Source organism: Spirochaetota bacterium (assembly GCA_025061835.1).
Classification (GTDB): Bacteria; Spirochaetota; Brevinematia; order DTOW01; family DTOW01; genus SKYB106.
On the sequence record JANXAC010000015.1, the window covers coordinates 1 to 22,298 of the forward strand.

Sequence of the window (22,298 nt, forward strand, 5' to 3'; positions counted from 1 at the left end):
CCTTGTATTGGATCGCCTTGTTTATACCAACTTGTATGCTCTTAACAGCTCTTGACGGAGACTTTCCATCATTTCCATCACTACCACTAGTAGAAACATATACTGTGCTTACTCTCTCATCCTCAGGAGATGGACTACAACTCTGGTAAAACAGAATGAGAAGAGCAAAAAGCAATGGTATGATAAAAAATCTCTTCATAAAATCCTCCTATTCAAGTATAATAATATATATAATCTGTGCTTCAAAAAAGCAAAGTTATAATCTAAACTACAATAAAGTCTAAAATTTTTTTGTGAACTTGATAGACACTAAAAGCATTAACTATACCCAAATAACTCTCAATTTTTGGAATTTATTGAAATTGTAAAAAGTATAATCCTCTTTTTCTTTTTGAAAAAGTGTTTAAACTTCATTGATAATTTCGTTTAGGAGGTTTAAGATGATAATAGTTTTAAAGAAAGAAGCATCAGAACAGGACATTGAGAAGATCGTTAGCAAAGTTAGAGAACATGGATTAGAGGCTCATATATCAAGAGGTGTTGAAAAGATAGTTATAGGAGTAGTTGGAGATGACAACAAACTCATAAATGTTCCGATTGAAAGTCTAAATAATGTTGAACAGGTGATAAGGATTACAAAACCATATAAACTGGCTAGTAGAGATTTTCATCCTCACAATACTGTGATAGATTTAGGAACTGTCAAGATAGGAGGAGATGAGATAGCAGTCATAGCTGGTCCTTGTAGCGTTGAAACAAAAGAACAAATTACTCATATAGCCAAAGAGGTAAAAAAATTTGGTGCTAACCTACTAAGAGGCGGTGCTTTTAAGCCAAGAACATCTCCTTATTCCTTTCAGGGGCTAGGTAGAGAGGGATTAGAATTACTCAAACTTGCCAAGGAGATAACAGGACTTCCAATAGTTACTGAGGTTTTAGATACAAGAGACATAGATATGGTCGCAGAGTATGCTGATGTTCTACAAGTTGGTGCTAGAAATGCTCAAAACTTTCCATTACTCAGAGAGCTTGGTAAAATAAGAAAACCTGTGTTGCTGAAGAGAGGTCTTTCAATGAAAGCCGATGAATGGGTTATGTCTGCAGAGTATATTATGTCAGGTGGTAATTATAATGTCATACTATGTGAGAGAGGTATAAGAACATTTGAAACTGCTACAAGAAATACACTTGATATAAACATAATCCCTGTTATGAAAGAAAAAACGCATCTACCGGTAATCATAGACCCAAGTCACGCAACAGGAAAAGCCAAGTATGTTCCAGATATGGCACTTGCGTCAATAGCGGCAGGAGCGGATGGGATTATGGTTGAGGTCCACAACGACCCAGAGAATGCTTGGTCGGATGGAGACCAATCAATCACTCCAGAACAGTTTGGTAAAATGATGGAGAAGATCAAACTCATAGCACAAGCAGTCGGTAGAAAAATACCAGCAGTGGTATAATATGGAAGATACCATTCTAATACTCATATCAACAGTTGGGTTCATACTATCTTTACTGAATAACTTAACACTCGTCTTGATAGGAATATCAATAGGTGTCATATCTATAATCTTACTGATAATTATCAAAACAATTACTATTGTAGCCAGAGTATCGGTATTTATAGTATCTACTATGACTATCAGTTTAGGTATTTTGTGGTTAATAGGAATATGAAATCTACCATTCTACATACTCAAGTATCTTAAGAACAACTTCTTCAAAAGACATTCCTGCGGCCTTTGCCATAGCAGGTATATCACTTGTTTCCGTCATACCGGGTATGGTGTTAACTTCTAGGAAGTATGGTATATTATCTTCTCTTGAAACAACAGCGTCAAACCTGACAACCCCCCTACAGTTGAGTGATTTAAAAGCCATCTTGGTATATTCTATAACCTTTTCCTCTACCTCTTTTGGTATGTCTGCCGGTATGATAAAATCTGTCATTCCCTTTGTATATTTTGCTTCATAGTCATAGAACTCCTTTCTAGGTCTTAACTCCATAGTAGGTAATACGGTTATATCACCTCCTTTTCCTATAACACCTACTGTTACCTCAGTTCCGTTTATGAACTTCTCTGCGAACGATTCAGGGTATCTTCTCAAATAACTTCTTATCTTTCCGGATAGTTGGTCCTCGTCTTTAACAATCTCAACCCCTACACTAGAACCTTCACTTATCGGTTTTAGAACAACAGGAAGCCCCAATCTCATAATGTCTTCATAAGATTTATCAGGATTACCTGGGGTCATCTTGACATACTGTGGTGTAGGAATACCATTTACTTTAAGGATCTCTTTTGTAAATATCTTATTCATTCCTATAGCACTTGTTAGAACATCACAACCTGTATAAGGTATTCCCATAAGTTCAAGAACACCTTGTATAACTCCATCCTCTCCATACTTACCGTGAAGCATTATAACTGCTACATCAACATTATCCTTTACAAGCCTTCTTGCGATGTTGGCATCTACATCCATCTTGACAACTTTAAAACCAAGTTTAACCAAAGCGTTATAAACATTCTCTCCAGACCTTATTGAAACCTCTCTTTCAGAAGACAAGCCCCCCATCAGAACAGCAATATTCTTTGTTTTATAAAACTCTATAAGATCCCTGTACTTATGCTTCAAATCACTCATACAGATTTTATTATCAATTAGAATACAAAACATAAGCAAATAAACCAACCCATAACCTCTGTTTTAACAGACCATAATTTCCACCAGGCTAGTAAGCAGAGTTCTAGATTTCCTACTTAATAAACTTCGTTTGAATATTTTATTCGCCAGTCTCTAGAGATTGCTTTATACTAGCCCATAAGTACTTGTTAAGAAGAGTGTTTAGTCAGCATCTACAAAGATTGCAACTGTTCTGAATTGTGAATTTTAGACTTCATTATCTTACCTTCGTTTAATTTCTCTTTTAAATTCGCATTATTTAGAATTGTTTTATGAAGAAACAGATATTCCTTATCGGTTATAGAGCAACAGGTAAAACTACAGTTGGAAAGGAAATCTCTAAAATAATAGGATGGAATTTTGTTGACATAGACTCTGAGATAGAGAGAATAACATCCAAAAAGATATCGGATATTTTTAAAAACGATGGAGAAGACAAATTCAGAGAAATTGAGAGTGAGGTTCTAAAAACTCTATCCACTCTTGATAACACTGTTTTTTCTACTGGGGGCGGAATAATACTACTTGAGAAAAATAGAGAAATCATAAAAGAAGGTTTTGTTGTACTACTTGAGGCGAGCATTCAAACAATTATGAAAAGGATGATGAATGATAACTCAAGACCACCCCTAACAAACCTTACTCTTGAGGAAGAGATACAAAAAACTCTATCCCAAAGACAACCCATCTACAATCAGGTGTATCATGTTAAGATCGTGAATGAGAATATTTCAGTCCAAACCATCGCAAATCTTATAGCAAATATCATTCCCTTTAAAGGATGAACTTATCAAATTACTTCTCCTATCGGAGGTATAATCTGAACAAGAGTTTTTTGAGAGTAGTTCATGACTTTTGTCTCTGTTAGAGTATCACTATTGCTTCTGTTTTAGTTGATAAACACATGGTTTTACCTACACAAACTAGATTTATGTTTAGTAAAGGAACTGTAGTAAAATCACTTGACTTAATCTAGTTTTATTGGTCATAGCCGAGATGAATATAATTAGTAGTATGACCTTTGACAAAGACATAGTATTTGTCATAGATAAACAGGACTATCTACTCGTTTTTGAAAAACCTATTTTTGAGGTTTCCGCAGAGCAAATAGAAGATGTTGAAGAAAATCTCAAGTTTGTAGATGATCTCATAAGGGAAGGTTTTTACATCTGTGGCTTTATGACATATGAAGCAGGCTACCCAATACTTAAATTATCTACTAGGTCTGTTGATAATAGAATACCTATCATCTGGTTCGGTGCATTCACAAAACCTAAACTTGTTGAAGTTCCTAACAACAGGAGGGAATATTCTATTTCAAACATCCACCCATCTATGACACTAGAGGAATACCTAAAGAAAGTAGAAGAATTGAAGTTTTACATTAAAAATGGCTATACTTACCAAGTTAATTTTACATTTAAACTACTATTTGACTTTGAAGGAGATGTTTTGAGTTTTTTCCTAGACTTAAGAAGTAAGCAGAAAGTCAAATACGCAAGATTCGTAAAATACCACGATACATACATCCTTTCAGTTTCACCAGAACTCTTTTTTTTGACAAAAGGTAATAGGATAATCTCAAAGCCGATGAAAGGAACGATAAGAAGAGGTAGATTTCCAGAGGAAGATCTGGAACTTATGAAAAAACTCTATACAAGCGAGAAAAACAGGGCAGAGAACCTTATGATTACAGACCTAATAAGAAATGACCTAGGCTCAATATCAAAGTTTGGGAGCATAAAGGTAAAAAGGATATTTGAGATTGAGAAGTATGAAACAGTGTTTCAGATGACTTCAACGGTAGAAGGAATCCTCAACAAGGAGGTAAGGTTTAGTGAAATTATTTCAAACATCTTCCCAGGAGGATCAATAACCGGAGCACCTAAGAAAAAAACAGTTGAGATAATAAGCAAGTTAGAAACACTACCAAGAGGTATATATACTGGAACAATAGGATACATATCACCTAAAGGTTTTTCAGAATTCAACATAGCAATTAGAACACCTTTGATTCACAAGAATAAATGTGAAATGGGAGTAGGCAGTGGGATAACTTGGTATTCTGAAGCAGAGGAAGAGTACAGTGAGTGTATCCTTAAGTCACATTTCTTAACATCAAAACCGTATCCAAAGTTTAAACTAATAGAAACATTCCTTTTAAAGAACCATAAATTATACCTTCTTGACTACCATCTAAAGCGTCTCAAAATGTCAGCAAAATTTTTCTCTTTCAGATACAACCGAAGAATCATCCTTGAGAAACTTAAAGAAATAGTCAAACTTGATGGAAAATTTAGATTAAGACTACTACTGGAGCAAAACGGAGATGTAACCTTGGAAGTAAGAGAATTTGAAGAACCTAGAAAAAGAGGTTATGTAAAAGTATCAAAAGACAGAGTTGATAGCAATGATAAGTTTATTTATCACAAAACAACAAATAGGGAGATGTATGATTATTACACTAGAAAAGCACGAGACGAGGAACTCGTTGATTATATCTTCTTGAATGAAAAAGGTTATGTAACAGAAGGAACAGTCAATAACCTAATTATAGTTAGGAACGGGAAACTAATAACACCTATCAGAACATCTGGACTTTTGAGAGGAACTATGCTAGAATACCTATCAAGAAAATACAAGATTACTGAAGAGTTTATAACTCTGTCAGACCTGATGGCTTCAGAAAGAGTCTTTCTATGTAATTCTGTCAGCGGTCTAAAGGAAGTAAAGATAATTACTTAACTTGATCTACCTTCTTCAATGTCGTTTCATCTAATGCTACTATGTTTTTGTCTTTATCGTTTATGAATATTTTACCCTTATAGAAGGTTATGAATGTATCAGGATAAACCTCAATATCAGATAAACCAACTCTGTTGAGTTTCTTGTCAAATTTACCTAGATAATACTTTCTATTCACTATGGTTATCGCATAGAGAAAGTCGTTGTTGAATTCAATAAAACTTCTCCAGAATATATCGTCTTTACCAATTACCAGTGGTTCTATTGTATTAACATCAAGTAGCACCAGAAAGTGTTTATCAGAGTGAGAGCCAGTGTTTCCTATCACCACTACTCCTTCTCCATACACATAGTATTTGAAACCACATATGTTCGCAAAACTGCTTTGTTTTACTATTTTCATATTGTTTATGTCTATTAGAAACATTCTGTTGTCGTAATGCCCTTCCGGTTTAAAACCTAGCTTCTTAAGGTAATACATTTTATCTCCTACTATTATCCTGTTGCCAGTCTCTTGAGATGCTATCTCCTGTTCCTTCTTCTTAAGTTCTTCTTCTTTTTTCTTTAGTTCCTCTTCTTTTTTCGCTAGGTCATCCTTTCGCTCCAGCATCTCTTCATCTTTCTTTATCCTCTCCTCTTCCTTCTTTATTTCTTCTTCCTCCTTTTTAGTCTCTTCCTTTGCTTTCTCTAGCCTCTTTTCTTCCTCTTCCAACTTCTTCTCTTCCTTCGCTAGTTTTTTTCTCTCCTCTTCAACCTTAGATAGTTCTTCCTTGGAAGTATCTTCTTTTGCCTTTAACTCTTCCTCCTTTTTAGATAATTCCTCTTTTCTTTTTTCAAGTTCCTCTCTTTTCTCTTGTAGTTCTTTTTCTTTCTTCTCTATCTCCTTCTTCTCTTCCTCAAGTTCCTTCTTTCTTATATCAACCATCTCTTTTCTTTCATCAAGCCCCAGATCATCCTGTTTCTTAAGTTCTCTTATTACATCTTCCTTACCAATTTCACCAAGACTAGGTTTTTCACCTAGAACAGAAACTCTTGTAGGTATGATAAGTTCAGTTTTACCAGCCCATTCGTAGTATCTTGTTGATATACCAATCTTTTCAGTAGTGAATGAGAATAGATCACTGACATACCTCTTGCCAAAGTAGTCAAGGTCTCCTCTGTGTATAGCATTATAGTAAGTTGTAAAAACTGCTAGTGTGTATGCTTGTCCGTATTTGTACCCAAATTTTTGAGAGAGGTATCCTGCTAATATAAACCTTATTGCGTTTATGTGTCTTATTCTTGACTCTTTGGATATATATATTATGTCTGCACCGAAAAGTTCTTCCTTAGGCAACACTCTAACGACTGAATACTGAAGGTAGTTCTTCACCTTGCTTTCGTCTGATATACTCGCAAGACTGCGGCCTGCTTCTATAAGTTGTCTTACGCTAACCCCCTTAACACCACCTTTGTAGTTTTCAAAAACTATTCTTTTTGATTTTTTTATCTCATCCTCTGCAACATAAACGCCAAAAACAGCACTAAAAGAGAATACTACCATTATCAATCCTAGTATATATCTCATAGCCATACAATCTCTCTCACTTACATTATTATAAAGCAACATTCTTAAATTTGTAATTAGATTGAAATAACTAATAAGAATCTTCGTCTTCAATTGTTTGACTATTTTATTCCGAAGAACCAAAGAGTTCTACCTATTTATACAACTTTTGAAAAAATTTACAAACTCTACTCTTTTGATAGATATTTCAAACCAAATTTATGAATGAACCTGTTTTTCTATAACTCCAAATAACACATCTACTTTTTCTGTTGCGTTGGTTGTGAGAATAGCATTACTATTACTTCTCTTGGTTTGATTTTTATCTCGGTTTTCTTGTCTTTTGCTATAGTTTCACCAATTTGTTTGACATCACTACCTAATGAACTCAAACCATCAACATAACTTATTCCTGTTGGTAGTCCGTTAAGTTCTAGGCTTACTGTGTTCTCGTCTCTTTTGCTAAGGTTGTATATCACGATAGCATAGTCATTCTCATATTTTCTAGCGTAAGCCATTATAACATCTTTTGATACCGAGAGTGGTGTATAGTCTGCGAATGAGGAGAGAGCCTTGGTTTTTGTCTTTTTAAGCGTTATTAGAGACTTCGTAAAGTTTAGGATAGAATTTGGGTTTTGTTCCTGAACCTTTACGGAATAGTTTGTTTCTATTGCGTTATACCTTGCGTGCCAGATTCTAGGACCTGTCGTGAAACCACCGAATTTCGTATCATCCCAGAGCATTATACTTCTCCTATCAGCATCTCCTATCAGAACTTTCGTGTCATCAGGTAGCCCTATCTCATCGCCATAGTATAGGAATGGTAGTCCTCCAGGAGTTGTAAGTAGCATAGCAAGTGCCATCTTTATCGCATCGTCGTTCCTTATCTTACTACCGAACCTCCCAGTATCATGGTTTGATAGGAATGGTGAGAAGAAGTGTATAGGTATTTGTTTATTGTTATACCATCCGTTAAAGGTATTCATTGCTGTTCTTGACTTTGATGCAACGAGTGGTGGTAGTGCGAAAGATGTAGCAAACTCAAAGTTAAAAGCATTGTCAAACGTTTTACCACCTTGATAGTATTTCTCAACGATTGAAGGACCTGCAAATACCTCTGACACAACATATATATCTGGTTTTATCTTCTTAAGGTATCCCATAAAGTCTTTCCAAAACTCAATTGTCTCTGGAGTATCGGCTTGTTTATCAGGTCCCTTTGCGATAGCAAACCTTGCAGCGTCTAATCTAAATCCTTCAACTCCTTTATCAATCCAGAATTTAGCAATCTTCTTAAGTTCAGCTACAACATTAGTGTTCTCAAGGTTCAGGTCGGGTATGTTGAAGTTAAAAGCAGAGTAAAAATACCACCCATACCTGTATGCGTTCGTTATGAAGTCGTACCTGTTCCAAACATTCTGTTTTGATTGACCTGTTGGATTAGGCCAGTCTCCAAGTGGTTGATCTTTGCTCCACACATACCAGTCTCTGTATTTGGATTTTTCATTTGTAGCGGAGTCTACAAACCAAGGATGATGCCTTGAAGTATGGTTATACACGAAATCCAGTATTATCTTTATTCCTCTTTTTTTAGCCTCCTTTACTAGATTATCAAAGTCTTCCATCGTTCCAAATTGCGGGTTAACATCATAGTAATCTATCACATCGTAGCCGTGATATTCTTTAGAAGGATGAATAGGCATAAGCCATATATAATCAACTCCAAGAGACTTAAGATAGTCAAGTTTCTGAATTATTCCTTTGAAATCTCCTATCCCATCTCCATTGCTATCATAAAAACTTCTCACAAATATCTCGTATCCAACTGCATTGTGCCATACGGGTAATTTATCCACTTTGTAAGGAGTAGTCCACCACTTAGTGTCGTTCTCAAGAACCTTTATCACTTCTGCTTCTTGAGCGTTCAAAGCAGCAGAAATGAGCATCATTCCCAAAATCAGAGTAAATACTCTCATCTTATCCTCCTATTTAGTTTAATTATTTTAAAAAATGTGATATGGATATTCAATAAAGAAAAACCTGAAGTTCGTAGAAGAGTTTGGTAAAAATCAATGTTAAATAACTTCCCCTTGCCTTGCAGAATAAATGCAAAAGTATGAACATATCACCAACAAAAAACTATGAATCACTTTTTCAAAAACTTTCTACGAGGAGGCTTGAAAATTGATTGGATAAGCTATGAACAAAGGTATTTAGGATATTCTTCAACAAAAAATACCAATACTCTTGACTAAACTTCAGTTAGGAATTATTGAAAGAATCTTTAGTTTATTTTACAATAAAACTTGAAGGTAAATAGTATGACCAATGATAACTTTCATTCAAGGAGGATTGTAAGATGAATATTAGATTAATTTTAGGTATTGCTACCATAACTATGATGATCATTTTTGGAGGTTGCGGTGGTGGAGGTGTAAAAAAAATAGAACAACTAGGGCTTGAAGCACAAATCCTACAAAACGGTGATATTGTGTTGAAAACACCTCTGATAAAGTATGTTGTTTCACCGAGCATGGGTGGAAGAGTGATGTCAGTCATTGACTTAAGAACTGGCCAAGAGATGATAGAGACTTACAACGAAACCGACCCTAAAATGGGAGGAGCCTTCTATGATATCCTTGATTTTATATGGCCAGGAACGGCTGAGAGGAAATATGTATTGGAAGACTGGGGAGTGTCTAGTGATAAAAGAATAGTGTTTGTAAGGATGTCCTATACAGTTCAACCTCAGGACTCGGATAAGGCCAGAGGTCTAAAGGTTACTAAATACTTATACTCTGATAATACCGACCCTCTTATAAGGGGCGAAATAACTGTTGAGAACGTAAGTGGAGAAGATAAAAAATTTACCTATTGGCATCAAACTAGGCCTATTCTAGGTGATCCTACAAACACTGATAAGACAATATACTTAGATATTCAGGGTGAAGCTAGCGAATTAAGGTTTGAGCCTGGATCTGGAGGTAGAGGAGATATATTAACTGAAGGGAATTATTTTGCCCTTTCGTCTCCAAAAGCATCAAATACTCTACTGATAGTTGTTGACAAAGGTAGGGTTAGTAAATTCTGGAGTTGGCATGATGTTAAATTACCTACATTTGATATACTCTTCAAAGAGGTATCTCTAAAGCCTGGAGAGAAAGCAACTTATAACATAGAATGGGCTATACTTCCTAATGTCCCCGATGTAAGTTATGCCGATAGAAGCAGCGGTGTTGTAATTGGTTATGAATTACCAAACACAACCTCACCTAATTCAACGATAAAACTACCCGTGTTCCTGACATCATACAAAAGCGACCAAATCAGTAAAGTCAATAAGGTAATAGTTGTATTTAAACTAGAGGATAGCCTTGGAAGAGAAATAGCAAAACTAACTTCTTCAAACTTATTTGACACTGTACCTGGAGTAGTTGACAGCAAAACTATAAATATGTCCTTGCCAAATGTAAGAGGAGGTTATTACTATGTCACTGCAGATGTCTTTGGATTGGATGGTCAAAAATTGTTCTCAACTAGAAAGGCTACTAAGATTGGTGAGATAAGTATTCCAAACTTTGAAAGAAAGTTAAGAGTTGTATTTATTTGGACATTACACCAGCCACTATATAATGACCCTAAACTCGTTAAACAAAACCTATCAAGTTTTCTACCTGTTTATTCATCCATAATAAAGCTATATTCTCAAAGAAATACCCCTGTAAGCATAAGTATAACAGGAAGTTTGCTATATCAATTGGCTTACTATTATCCCAAAATACTGGAAGACTTTAGAAAATTAGCATCAAGGAAGAACGTTGAGATGATGGTAACATCATTCTCCTATTCTCTGTTGCCATTTCTTGATGAGGCTGAAGTATACAGGTCCTTACTCCTTGACAAAGAGTTCAAAGATAACTATCTAGGAACATCCAACATAAAAGGTGCATGGCTACCAGAGATGGCCTTCTCTGAAAAGTTGGTATTTCCTATCCTGCAGGTCGGAGTGAATTGGATACCTATATCAGACCTAGCTGTTGACACAGGGTTTGCAGGATGGGGACTTAATTACCATATACCTTATAGGCTTACTTCTAAGGCATTAGCAATAAACACAGTAATAGTTGACACTAAAGCATCAAGAATCATATATAAGAAAACAGATAGGTCTATTGATGAGTTCATACAATATCTCATTCAACTGAATGAAAAGAACAGGGATGGTAATATGGTTCTTGCGATTGCGGACAATGGTGAATCAATAGGAGATGGTGTGTTTATGAATAATCTCTTCGATAGACTTGAGAAAATACCATGGGTCAGGATTGTTAAAGGCGAGGACATATTCAAAGAAACACCACCTGTTAAAGATCTGTTAGCCGAGAAAATAAGTGGTGGTTGGTATTATGACCCAGAAGAGAAAAAGACTTCCTTTAGATTGTGGTTTGATACTAAGATGAAAAGAGATATTTGGGATCTCTGTAATAACACTGCAAAAGACATAATCAAAGTAACCGAGAACTTTAAGCAAGCGGAAGAGATTGGAGTTGATGTATCATATCCTACTTATCTCTATGACAATGCTTGGAAGAACCTTATAATCGCAAGAGATTCTGGTTGGTTATGGATGGGCTCTGAACTAGGCATGAATATAGTAAAGCATCATATAGAAAAATCAAGATTTTTCCTAAAGGATATATACACATCATTACTTGAAGCTATAAGAGGTAAGATAATGGCAAGCGCTGAAACATTAGAACAAAACGCAGGTAGTCTATCCGCAACAGAATTTGATGAGATATCTTCAGTAGCAAAAGATAAGGTTTTAACTGTCAGTTCTTTCGTAGCTAAACCAAACACACTAACCACTTCATCATACATATCCGTCAGAGTTTTGGTTGAAAGCGTTAACGAATTCCTAGACTTTAGCAAGGCTAAAGCAATATATAGAATAAACAACCAAGGCAATTATTACTATAAACCAGTAGTATTGGATTATAATGGCGAGATAGTTACATATTTAGGAAGAGCAAAGGATAATAGTATTGTTGATGTGTATTTTCTGTTTGAGAGTTTTAGTCGCAAAAAGCAGTTAGTTGGTCCATTCACTTTCAAAGTGGGTCTGTAAAACTGGAAAGTATTAGCATAGTTTGGGAAGATAACATAAACCTAAATTATTCGCTAACTTTAAAACAAGAATGAAGCTCCTAATACATACTGTCTTTACTATAAACTTCAGACAACACAATATTCACTACATAACCAGTATAAGCTACTTTTGGAATAATTTCTTATACTCACCATAGCCTTCCTTTTCAAGATCCTCTAATGGTATGAACCTTAAAGAAGCAGAGTTTATACAATATCTAAGCCCCGTTGGATAGGGTCCATCATCAAAAACATGACCTAGGTGTGAGTTACCGTGCTTACTCCTAACTTCAACTCTCACCATATTGTGAGTAGTATCAATATGATATGTTATATTGTCTTCCTCAAGTGGCTTATAGAAACTTGGCCATCCTGTCCCTGAATCAAACTTGTGTATAGAAGCAAAAAGAGGCTCACCAGAAACTACATCAACATATATCCCTTCTTTCTTATTATCCCAATACTTATTTCTAAACGGAGTTTCTGTCCAACATTCCTGTGTAACCATATACTCTTCGTTGTTCAACTTGGATATATCTTTCTTGAGATACTTTGGGTTTAATTTGATAGGGGGCTTTTTGAATAATCTTGCATATTCCCAGTGTCTTTTAATAAAAGTTTCTCTACCAGAAAAGTACTTATAGACGCAATATCTTATTGGATTACTTCTTGAAAACCTTTGATGGTAATCCTCAGCAGGATAGAAATTTTTAAAAGGTAGTATTTCAGTAACAATAGGTTTTTTAAATATGCCTGAATCTTCTATTAACTTTCTTGTCCTGATAGCTAGTTCCTTTTGCTCTTCTGAATGATAGTATATTGCAGCTCTATATTGTTCACCTTTGTCAGCAAACTGTCCTTCACTATCAGTAGGGTTTATGTTAGTCCAGAAAACCCCTAAAAGTTCTTCGTATGAAACAATCTCATTATCAAAGACTACCTGAACTGCCTCACGGTGTCCCGTTCTACCATCGCAGACTTGTTCGTATGTTGGGTATTCCACCCATCCACCAGAGTATCCAGAGACAACATTCTCAACACCAAGAATATCCCTAAACGCATCTTCAATACACCAGAAGCATCCTCCAGCAAATGTTGCTAATTCTCTCGGCATAAAACCTCCGTAAGTAAAAAGATAATTACATATACTAAAATAATCAAATAACTTTAAGACATAATCCAAGCACAGACATTCCTAGTAATATAACACCACAGACTAGTTCCAACTTCCGTTATGTAACTAGATAAGATACTGTATCTTTCCACTCACTTACCGCTTTGGTTCTGTATGGCATTTGTTGTCTACAAAATTTCATACTATACTAATCCCTCTCTAGCACTTGTTAGTAGAGACAGAGTATTTACTTAGTTTTGATACAGGCGATAAGAAGAATACACATACAATGTCAATTTTAGACTTTAATGGTAATATCAAAAGTAACTAGTTTTTACTAACTATTCTATTTGCGATCCTCTCAATCATTGATTTGACTTTAGGATAGGGTATAAATCCTGTCTTGTATTCCCTGACAATACCTTCCTTGTCTATGATAACGATCGTTGGAGCACTTATGACATTAAATTTTTCTGCTTCTTTCCTATCATTTACCATGTTAATTTTTATAACATTACCAAACTCTTCATCTACTATCTTCATAACATTACCCATTCTATTTCTTCCCTTTTCAGTTAGGGGAGAGTAAAAGTATAGAACTAGAACATCTTTATCATTCAACATCTTTTGATACCTAGGAGATAAAGGAACTTTGAGGTTTTTTATACTCCTTGCCCTTAAACTAACTGCAAGAAAACTTATGAACTTAAAAACAATCCATACAGACAAGATCACAATTAGTATTGCCAGAAGAGTATTAGTTATATCTAGCATAATTTAAATTATACCACAATCACTTTTTCATCTTCAAAAACTAACTGACACAAAACTTCAGAGTATTAGTTGTGATCTAACTTCAAAAAGTCTTTGTTCTGAATTAATTTGAATTGATAAATGTGCGTGATATAATATGATATGTTGTCTTTGGAGGCTTTAAGATGAATACATCTCTTGATGTAAGAAGCAAGTTATCCAGTAATTTATCTAAACTACCAAAATATCTGTTCGCAGAGATAGACGAACTTAAAAGAGAAGTAATTGAGAAAGGAGTTGATGTAATAGACTTAAGTATAGGAGACCCTGATATGCCTACTCCTGAACCTATAGTTGAAGCACTCTATGAGGCATCAAAAAATCCATCCAACCAGAAATACCCATCTTATGCAGGTATGATTGAGTTTAGAAAAGCAGTATCGGAATGGTTTTATCGTAGGTTCGGTGTTGAGTTTGACCCCAAAAATGAGATAATAGCACTTATCGGTTCAAAGGAAGGCATAGCACATATACACTGGGCATTTCTAGAGAAAGGAGATGTATCTCTTGTTCCAGACCCTGGCTATCCTGTTTATAACTCTGCCACCATACTAGCAGGAGCTACTCCTTACAAGATGCCACTCAAGGAAGAAAATAAATTCTTTCCGAAGTTTGAGGATATACCAGGTGTAGTATTGTCAAAGGCTAAAATGGTCTTCATCAACTATCCAAACAATCCTACATCGTCTACAGTAGGTTACGAAGAGTTTGAAAAAGCTGTGTGGTTTGCAAAAAAGAATGATATAATACTTTGCTCAGACCTAGCATACTCCGAGATATACGAAGGAGACAACAAACCAATAAGCATCTTCAATGTCAAGGGAGCAAAAGATGTCGCTATAGAATTTCACTCTCTATCCAAGACATTCAACATGACGGGATGGAGAGTCGGTTTTGCTGTCGGTAATCCAGAGATAATTAAGGGGCTTCTGTCTATAAAGTCAAATGTTGACTCCGGTGTCTTCAACGCAATCCAGATAGCAAGTATAAGAGCACTCCAACCAGATATGGACAAATATATACAGCAGAACAGAGATATCATATCAAGAAGAAAGAAAAAAATGATTAGCATGTTAAGGAACGCAGGTTTCAATGTTTATTCTTCTAACGCAACATTCTATTTATGGATTAAGAACCCGAAATCTTTAACATCAAAGGAAGTATCAATGCTGTTTTTGAAAGAAGCAGGTATAGTTGTTACTCCAGGGAACGGTTTCGGAGAATACGGTGAAGGATACTTTAGAATTTCACTCACAGCACCAGATGAAAGAATTGACGAAGCAGTAGAGAGAATAAAAAAATTAAACCTTATATGAGAAAACTTTTAGGAATGATTTCAATCCTTTTGATACCTTTTTTACTATCTTGCGTAAGATTTGCAGTTGTAAGTCCTACAACCAAGGCTTCATCAACATCTATAAGCGAGATTTCAGTTGATGCAGGAATTTATGCAAGGTATTTCCAACTACAAACGAGAAAAGGTTTATATAGAGACAGATTTCTTGGAACTGAAATAGGTCTATTCCTATCCTATGCGATACAAGATGAATACTTTGGTAGCATAAGTTCAATGATAGATGGTAAGATATCTTTATTCGAGTCAAGCAAATCTAAGTTCGCAACAGGTCTAGGTTTGAGTTATCTAAACATATACGAGAAAATGAACAATACAAACTTCCAGATGGATTGTTTATACCTAGTTTTCCCGATATATATGGAATCATCCCTTACAGAATGGTTTAGGTTCATAGTGAATTTTAGGTTTTTCAACAATATTTACAACGCAACCAATGTAATACATCCCATTTCAAACTACGGAACAAACTTCCTAACAGTGAATGTTGGCATAGAACTTTTCAATATATTCACAATCAACGGATACATTGTTAGTGGTAATCAATTAGCCTCATTTCCTCTCCCCGGCTTCAGTCTAGGATATACTTTTGGTTTTTAAATTCTAACAACTAGATCTTCTCTAACTCCTTTGCAGTATTTTTGATACCTTCTATAAGATGACTTAAAGATTTCAAGGAGATAGCAAAAGATTCTATTATTCCCACAGACTTGATTGAACTCTCAATAATCATATACATTTGCTTAAAAGTCTGTTCAATTCTGTAAAACGATGAGGACAATTCCTTACTTCTCTCTTCTAGTTTTGAAAAAACTTCCATAACATCAGATATAATTTTATATGCATTCTCAATATTTTTTGACACATTATCTCTATCAGACGATAAAGTTTTAAGTGTTAAAAATATATCTTTTAAATCTTTTTCAATCTGAGATGATGAATTTATGAACGATAATATTTTGTTGGAACTATTCTTAAGTTCAAGTTCAAAATTCTCTATACTAGCACTCGCACTACCGAAAATACTACTTATATCTTTTGAAAGATCAACTATCTTTGACGATAAACCTGTTAAAGTTTCTCCAGAAGGTATCTTTGAGAACTCAACACTTGCATTTATTCCTAGACTTCTTAAGTTCATTGAGACTCTTTTCATCTCTGATAACAGTGAATTTATTCTCTCCTCTTCTCTCTTAAAGGAGATTTGTATTGTATTCACGAAGTCCCCTGTCTCCGAAATGTATCTAAAGAATATTTCATTTATCAGCGAAAACTGCTGTAAGGTGCTGGATAATATATCATATATTGAAGACACAGGTTCAAATATATTTAGAGAAAGACTCCTTAGATTTTCAGCATCTCTGGAAGCTGATTTCAGTGATGCATCAATCACTGAAAATATGTTCATAAACTGACTCCACGATTTATCCAACTCAGATATTTCTAGCGATCCTATTGAGTCTCTGAATGTAATAACACTCTGTATATTGGATGAAAGACTCTCAAGTTCTGTTTCTAGTTTTTTAGTAATATGAACAATTCTTTCCATAACGTCATCCCTAGCAGATTGTATTGCTTTAAATTTTTCAGACACAATATTTACAGCATCCTGCAACACTATACACTCACTAGATGGGTCTATTATATCAAGCTTTTCAAAACTTCTTCCTTTAAGTATCAAGTTTATTTTTGAGGTAGTCAAATCTATTATTTGGTTTATACTGTTAAAACTTCTTAGAGTAAAGAATGATAAAAGTGATATTATCGAACCAATTAACAGTGAAACTAGAAAAACTGATGGGTAAATAAGACTGTTCATAGTAGAGTAAAAACTTGAATGAAATTCTTCAACATCCTTCAACACTCTATTGATATCAACATTCTTGTTTTCTCCTACTATGTCAAAATTATTCTTTAACACATTTGCTTTATCCTTTATATAATCCATTATTGGTAAATTACGCATTATTCTAGTTCCTGAAACAACTACCCATATTTCATCTCTACTCATACCAAAGTCAGACCATATCCTCTCTATCTCTCTATAGGGTCTATCTTTAAAGAAGAGTATATCGTAGAAAACATAAAATCCTTCTATCTTTGTAAGTATTTCGCTCGCTTTCTCAACATCAAAGAGTTTGGGGTCATACTTATAAAAAAGATACTCTTCAGTATACTTTATGAGTAAAGATGCCCCTTTAGTGTAAGAGACCAATACGTTCAACATAAACATGAATATAGAAGCCCAGATAAAAACAGAACCCACTGAAAATAAGACAAACAAGATTATAGTAGTTCTTGATTTTCTTAACGAGAATTTAATTCTTTTCATACAGAAGTTATGAAAAACCTTAAGAAGTCATTTCAAGTTAAGTTTTTCGCTTTTTCTTTTCTGAAGCGGGAAACAAGACATTATTGAGTATCAGTCTATATCCCGGCGAATTAGGTGAAAGTGATATATCCGTTGGTGGGTCGCCTATGTAGTGTGCGAAATCTTCGGGGTCATGTCCCCCTAAAAAACAGAAAGCACCTTTACCATACTCACCTCTTATATACTTTGCATACCCTAGTAGTTTGGTATCTTGATACTCACCTAGTATCACAATGTTTTCTTTGAGTTTTGACTTATTGAAAGAGGTCGTTTGTCCTAGAAACTCCTTAACCTCTAGTGTATGGTTCTGAACCAGCATAGTGCTAACAGGATCATATCTTGCTGAAAACTCTCTTAGATAAAAGTATTCAGGATGTTCAAACTGATTTATCTTAAAGTTCGGGTAGTCTATATCTGAATATTCATACACATACGGGTCTGTTATTAGTGAAAAATCCTTGAACGCAAGGGTTTGTGAGAAATCTAGTTTTGAAGTATAGTCTGGATCAACAGGTGTTCCATCAAATAATTCTGGAACTATATCCGTATTCATACTTGCTAGTGCTATATCCAGTGTATCTGTTCCAGCACACATTCCAAACAAAAAGCCACCATCGTTTATATACATCCTTATTTTGTAAGCAACCGCCTTCTTCATATCAGCAACACTTTTAAATCCCTTCCTCCTAGCCATTGACAGAAGATACTCATTCATCCTAATATACCAAGGTTCTCTACTGTACCCGAACCAAAACTTTCCAAATTGTCCTGTGAAATCTTCATGGTCAAAGTGCAGCCAATCTATCTCAAGCGTCTTAAGCTTGTCATCTAGTATATCCTCATCTGTTATCTCTGTATATGGTATGTTTGCGTATTTCAACGCTATCTCAACAGCATCATCGTAAGGCAATTCTATCTTGAGCCTGTAAAGACCAATCTTTGGTGCTTTAGTGAGCCTTATAATATTGATGTTTTCAGTATTCGTAAGGTCTGTTATACTCTTCCAAGCACTTGGAGTTATAACTTGGTATAAAACTTTACTGTTTTTTATCAGGTTGAGTGAAAAATCGTTGTATGGTATAACAAAACTGCCACCACGATAATTTAAAACCCAGAATGCTTCAATACCATAAGACAGAGTGTTATACACGATACCATAAGGCTTGAGGTGATCTGTCTGCTTAAAATCCATCGGAATAAGGATGTAGTTTGAGAAAGAATGTGAGGATAAGAAAAGTGTTATAAATGTTATTATAACAACAAATACTCCTCTCATCAGATACCACAAAAACTTTCAAGAAATAATTATGCTAATTTTTAGATGCTTTTTCAAGAAAAATTTTATTTGAGCAATACCATTGACAGAATGCTCTAGCATCAGTCATATACGAATGATTGTTAGGACAAGTAGGAATTTTGAATTATGAAAAGATTCATCTTCTTCTGACAGTGCTATTTATCAATTCTATGCTACACATATTACCCTAATCCTAATCCCAAGGTTAAGTAAGGTGATAAGTAAGATAAATAACCTGAAATTCAGTCAATATTTCACTATACTTTCAGGCTACCTTATAACCTAATAGTCTATCAAAAGTTAGTTTTTTCAAAATTTTTCTGATTTGTTTTCAAAAAATTTACAAACCTTTTTTAGACTTTAGTCAAACAAATTAAGGAGGTTTAAAGTATGAAAAGACTTATGATATTAATGCTAGCGATATTATTCGCTGGTGCTGGGTTTGCCCAAACCGCTGACACAAACGTTCAGCAACCTGCTCCTGCACCTGAAGTAAAACAGGAGGTCAAGGAAGAGAAGAAGGAGAAGAAAGAGGACAAAAAAGACGATAAACCCGAAATCAAACAGGGTTTCACAATATTCGCTGGATACTTATGGAACCCTTCAACCATACAGGGTAACGCAACAAACTTCAACTCCTTCACCCTTTCAAGAGCCTTTATTGACTTCAACGTTGATTTCAAGAATGGTATGACCCTTAGAGTAACACCTGATATAAACTTAACAACATCAGGATGGATCTTGAGGTTGAGGAATGCAGCACTAAACTGGAAGTTACTAGATGAACTAACACTATCTTTCGGTCTAATTCCAACAGAATGGATACCATTCGCTGACGACATAGCAGGAATAAGGTATATAACCCCGAGCGCTCCAGATAGACTAGGTTTGAGGAGTTCAGTTGATATAGGATTATCCTTAACCGTTAGACCTATAAAAGGAATAGAAGGGTTTGTTGGAGTGTTTGATGGAAACGGTTTCGGTAGAGGTTCTGATTCTATACAGACCAACCTAGGGTTCATAAATGTTACAAAAGAGGTTGGTGGAAGACTCTTGGTTGCTCCTTTATTCCTACTAACAGGTGATACAAACTACCAGAACATTTACATAGGATTACATACTTACAACACCATAATTCCTACTCCTGACATGACGAATGCTAGTGGGACTGAGATATATGGTGTAGGATTAGGAGTAAATTTCAGTCCAATAAGGTTGTTTGTTAATTACTCTCTAGTTAATTTTGTGAGAGCATATGTTTCCACAATTAATGCTAACTACTTTACCGTTGCTGGTAAAATCAACTTCGGATTTGTAGGGCTAAAAGAACTATCAATCATTGGTGGCTTCTACACCTACGATCCAAATATTAACGTATCTGACAAAGAACAGAACTTCTATCTCGGAGGACTTGAATTTGTCTTTAACAAATACCTAACAGTATCAGGTAACGTTAAGATAGACCAAAGAAAGGATGAATATAAAGCATTTAATAACAGTACATCAGATTATCAAACAATACTCGGCATTGATACTCTAATAAGACTATAATTCCCAACGAGGGGGTATTCACTACCTCCTCTTTTTACCTTATCTTCATTTTCTAACTTACTCTTCTCAAGATATGGAGTTCATCTCGTTTGGTATCAAATACGTTTTAAGGTTTAAATCAGTATCCTGCGTTGTGTAAAATTAGAGTATGGTTAGGAACATAGCAGTTTTCGGATCAACAGGCTCAATAGGTAGAAAGGTTCTGGAAGTTGTAAGGTTATTCCCCAACAGATTTTCTGTGAAGATGCTAGGTGCTAGAAGAAATGTAGCAGAACTCTATAAGCAGGTTAAGGAGTTTAATACCAGATATGTGTATATTGATGAACTCGGTGAGATAGATAATTTCAGATTTAATGGAGCCGAGATTTTTACAGGTGTTGAAGGGGTTAGAAAGATTTGTAGCATTGATGAGATAGATACTATTTTGGTTGCTGTTGATGGGTATTTCGGTATCTACCCTACGATTGAAGGAATAATGAATGGCAAAACTGTTCTTACTGCCAACAAGGAAAGTATATTTATATGGGGCTACGAAATAATGGAGTCTGCTAAGAATAATAACACTATCGTGATACCTCTTGATAGTGAGCACAATACGATATTTAATCTCATTTCAAAGATAGGTATGCAGAGTATAAACAAGTTCATAATAACAGCTTCTGGAGGACCTTTCTTAAAGAAACCCCTAGAGGAACTTGAGAAAACAACATTCCAGAACGCTATGGAACATCCCAACTGGAAGATGGGTAAGATAGTTACGCTAAATAGTGCCACTATGTTTAATAAAGTTTTAGAATTCTTTGAAGCACACATATTCTTTCAAATACCTTTTGACAAAATTGAAATTGTCATACATCCAGAGTCTAGGATACATAGTATGGCAGTTCTCATAGATGGAACTACTTGGAGTATATACTATAGACCTGATATGATATTCCCCATAGCAAATGCTATGTTTTATCCTGACATTCCTCCACTTATTGAGCGAAGTATTCCTTTTGAGACTCCAGTAGATATTTCTCTAAACTTCTTGAAACCAGACTTATCTAAATTTCCAGTATTATCTCTCATTAAGTATTTGGATAATTCAAAAATTCAAAATCGTGTTATACTCAATACTTCAAACGAAGTGTGTATCTATCTTTTTGAGAGGGGTATAATAAAGTTCAACCAAATACCGCTAATACTAGAGAAATGTCTTAAAGAATTCAAAACTGACTTCAAATTTGAAATTTCAGATAAGCTTGTTGAGGAGATGAATAATGTTAGAAAAAGCATAGAAGAATTTATCCTGAGCAAGTTAGTTTAATATGGTTCATACTTGCTCTTTCCGTGCCTTAGAAGCAATTGCTCAACATAACTAATTAGTTTTCTTTTGTTCTCGTTTGATAACTCATCGTATTCAACACCTATTTCGTTACCACTACTATTTCTAACTATGCACCATGCCTCTATGTTAAGTGGTATTTTATCATAAATTATAGGAAAAGTAACTTTTATTACATCTCCGGGTAATAGTATCTGTCTAACCTCTAGTCTCATACCTGTTTCTGATATGTCTATTATTGTGCATCTATCCTTAAACCCCCTAAACTCATAGACTGCTTCTATACTAACAGGTATTCTTGAAGCTCTTATTTTATTTTGCTGTTTATTTTCCATACC

18 protein-coding genes are annotated in these 22,298 nt (G+C 35.0%); 9 read left to right on the forward strand and 9 right to left on the reverse strand.

Features of this window, described 5'->3' with window-relative positions:
• Positions 1-199: hypothetical protein (locus NZ579_06120; protein MCS7299511.1), on the reverse strand; the 199-nt coding region annotated here is incomplete at its 3' end.
• Between the two features lie 241 nt (positions 200-440).
• Between NZ579_06120 and aroF the strand changes: the two genes are divergently transcribed.
• Both aroF and NZ579_06130 read left to right on the forward strand, forming a co-directional pair.
• Positions 441-1,466, forward strand: coding sequence for a 3-deoxy-7-phosphoheptulonate synthase (aroF, locus tag NZ579_06125; GenBank protein ID MCS7299512.1), 1,026 nt, complete (start codon positions 441-443; stop codon positions 1,464-1,466).
• Between the two features lies 1 nt (position 1,467).
• Entirely contained in the window at positions 1,468-1,683 is a 216-nt protein-coding gene (locus tag NZ579_06130; protein ID MCS7299513.1) for a hypothetical protein, read from the forward strand.
• A gap of 3 nt (positions 1,684-1,686) precedes the next feature.
• Here NZ579_06130 and NZ579_06135 read toward each other — a convergent pair whose 3' ends face one another.
• Complete coding sequence (locus NZ579_06135) at positions 1,687-2,655, reverse strand: D-alanine--D-alanine ligase (protein MCS7299514.1); 969 nt, start codon at positions 2,653-2,655, stop codon at positions 1,687-1,689.
• Positions 2,656-2,966: 311 nt separating this feature from the next.
• Between NZ579_06135 and NZ579_06140 the strand changes: the two genes are divergently transcribed.
• On the forward strand, positions 2,967-3,479 hold the full coding sequence (locus tag NZ579_06140; protein MCS7299515.1) for a shikimate kinase: 513 nt from the start codon (positions 2,967-2,969) through the stop codon (positions 3,477-3,479).
• Between the two features lie 229 nt (positions 3,480-3,708).
• Positions 3,709-5,439, forward strand: coding sequence for an aminodeoxychorismate synthase component I (gene pabB, locus NZ579_06145; GenBank protein ID MCS7299516.1), 1,731 nt, complete (start codon positions 3,709-3,711; stop codon positions 5,437-5,439).
• On the opposite strand, the gene NZ579_06150 is transcribed toward pabB, so the two are convergent.
• Together NZ579_06150 and NZ579_06155 are read right to left on the reverse strand one after the other, a co-directional pair.
• The gene (locus NZ579_06150; GenBank protein MCS7299517.1) at positions 5,432-7,012 is read right to left on the reverse strand and encodes a hypothetical protein; all 1,581 of its coding nucleotides are present in this window, start codon (positions 7,010-7,012) and stop codon (positions 5,432-5,434) included. The genes pabB and NZ579_06150 overlap by 8 nt on opposite strands.
• A gap of 233 nt (positions 7,013-7,245) precedes the next feature.
• The gene (locus tag NZ579_06155; protein ID MCS7299518.1) at positions 7,246-8,961 is read right to left on the reverse strand and encodes an alpha-amylase family glycosyl hydrolase; all 1,716 of its coding nucleotides are present in this window, start codon (positions 8,959-8,961) and stop codon (positions 7,246-7,248) included.
• A 383-nt stretch (positions 8,962-9,344) separates the two neighbouring features.
• Between NZ579_06155 and NZ579_06160 the strand changes: the two genes are divergently transcribed.
• The gene (locus tag NZ579_06160; GenBank protein MCS7299519.1) at positions 9,345-12,113 is read left to right on the forward strand and encodes a hypothetical protein; all 2,769 of its coding nucleotides are present in this window, start codon (positions 9,345-9,347) and stop codon (positions 12,111-12,113) included.
• 144 nt (positions 12,114-12,257) lie between these two features.
• Here NZ579_06160 and msrA read toward each other — a convergent pair whose 3' ends face one another.
• Positions 12,258-13,247 (reverse strand): peptide-methionine (S)-S-oxide reductase MsrA, encoded by a 990-nt coding sequence (msrA, locus tag NZ579_06165; protein ID MCS7299520.1) that lies wholly within the window; start codon positions 13,245-13,247, stop codon positions 12,258-12,260.
• A gap of 327 nt (positions 13,248-13,574) precedes the next feature.
• Entirely contained in the window at positions 13,575-14,021 is a 447-nt protein-coding gene (locus tag NZ579_06170) for a thioredoxin family protein (GenBank protein ID MCS7299521.1), read from the reverse strand.
• 164 nt (positions 14,022-14,185) lie between these two features.
• Here NZ579_06170 and NZ579_06175 point away from each other — a divergent pair, with 164 nt between their 5' ends.
• Together NZ579_06175 and NZ579_06180 are read left to right on the forward strand one after the other, a co-directional pair.
• Positions 14,186-15,376, forward strand: a complete 1,191-nt coding sequence (locus tag NZ579_06175) for an LL-diaminopimelate aminotransferase (protein ID MCS7299522.1) — start codon at positions 14,186-14,188, stop codon at positions 15,374-15,376.
• Positions 15,373-16,014: a hypothetical protein gene (locus tag NZ579_06180; GenBank protein MCS7299523.1), complete on the forward strand. Its 642-nt coding sequence runs from the start codon at positions 15,373-15,375 to the stop codon at positions 16,012-16,014. The genes NZ579_06175 and NZ579_06180 overlap by 4 nt, the downstream gene beginning before the upstream one ends.
• 10 nt (positions 16,015-16,024) lie before the next feature.
• Here the strand turns inward: NZ579_06180 and NZ579_06185 are convergent, their stop codons facing one another.
• Both NZ579_06185 and NZ579_06190 read right to left on the reverse strand, forming a co-directional pair.
• Positions 16,025-17,746: a hypothetical protein gene (locus tag NZ579_06185; protein MCS7299524.1), complete on the reverse strand. Its 1,722-nt coding sequence runs from the start codon at positions 17,744-17,746 to the stop codon at positions 16,025-16,027.
• A 37-nt stretch (positions 17,747-17,783) separates the two neighbouring features.
• A complete protein-coding gene (locus NZ579_06190; GenBank protein ID MCS7299525.1) occupies positions 17,784-19,064 on the reverse strand; it encodes an asparagine synthetase B in 1,281 nt (426 codons plus the stop codon).
• A gap of 408 nt (positions 19,065-19,472) precedes the next feature.
• Here NZ579_06190 and NZ579_06195 point away from each other — a divergent pair, with 408 nt between their 5' ends.
• Together NZ579_06195 and NZ579_06200 are read left to right on the forward strand one after the other, a co-directional pair.
• Positions 19,473-20,633 (forward strand): hypothetical protein, encoded by a 1,161-nt coding sequence (locus NZ579_06195; GenBank protein ID MCS7299526.1) that lies wholly within the window; start codon positions 19,473-19,475, stop codon positions 20,631-20,633.
• A gap of 148 nt (positions 20,634-20,781) precedes the next feature.
• Entirely contained in the window at positions 20,782-21,942 is a 1,161-nt protein-coding gene (locus NZ579_06200; protein ID MCS7299527.1) for a 1-deoxy-D-xylulose-5-phosphate reductoisomerase, read from the forward strand.
• Here the strand turns inward: NZ579_06200 and NZ579_06205 are convergent.
• The gene (locus NZ579_06205) at positions 21,939-22,295 is read right to left on the reverse strand and encodes a PilZ domain-containing protein (protein ID MCS7299528.1); all 357 of its coding nucleotides are present in this window, start codon (positions 22,293-22,295) and stop codon (positions 21,939-21,941) included. The two genes, NZ579_06200 and NZ579_06205, sit on opposite strands and share 4 nt — an antisense overlap.
• Between the last annotated feature and the right edge of the window lie 3 nt (positions 22,296-22,298).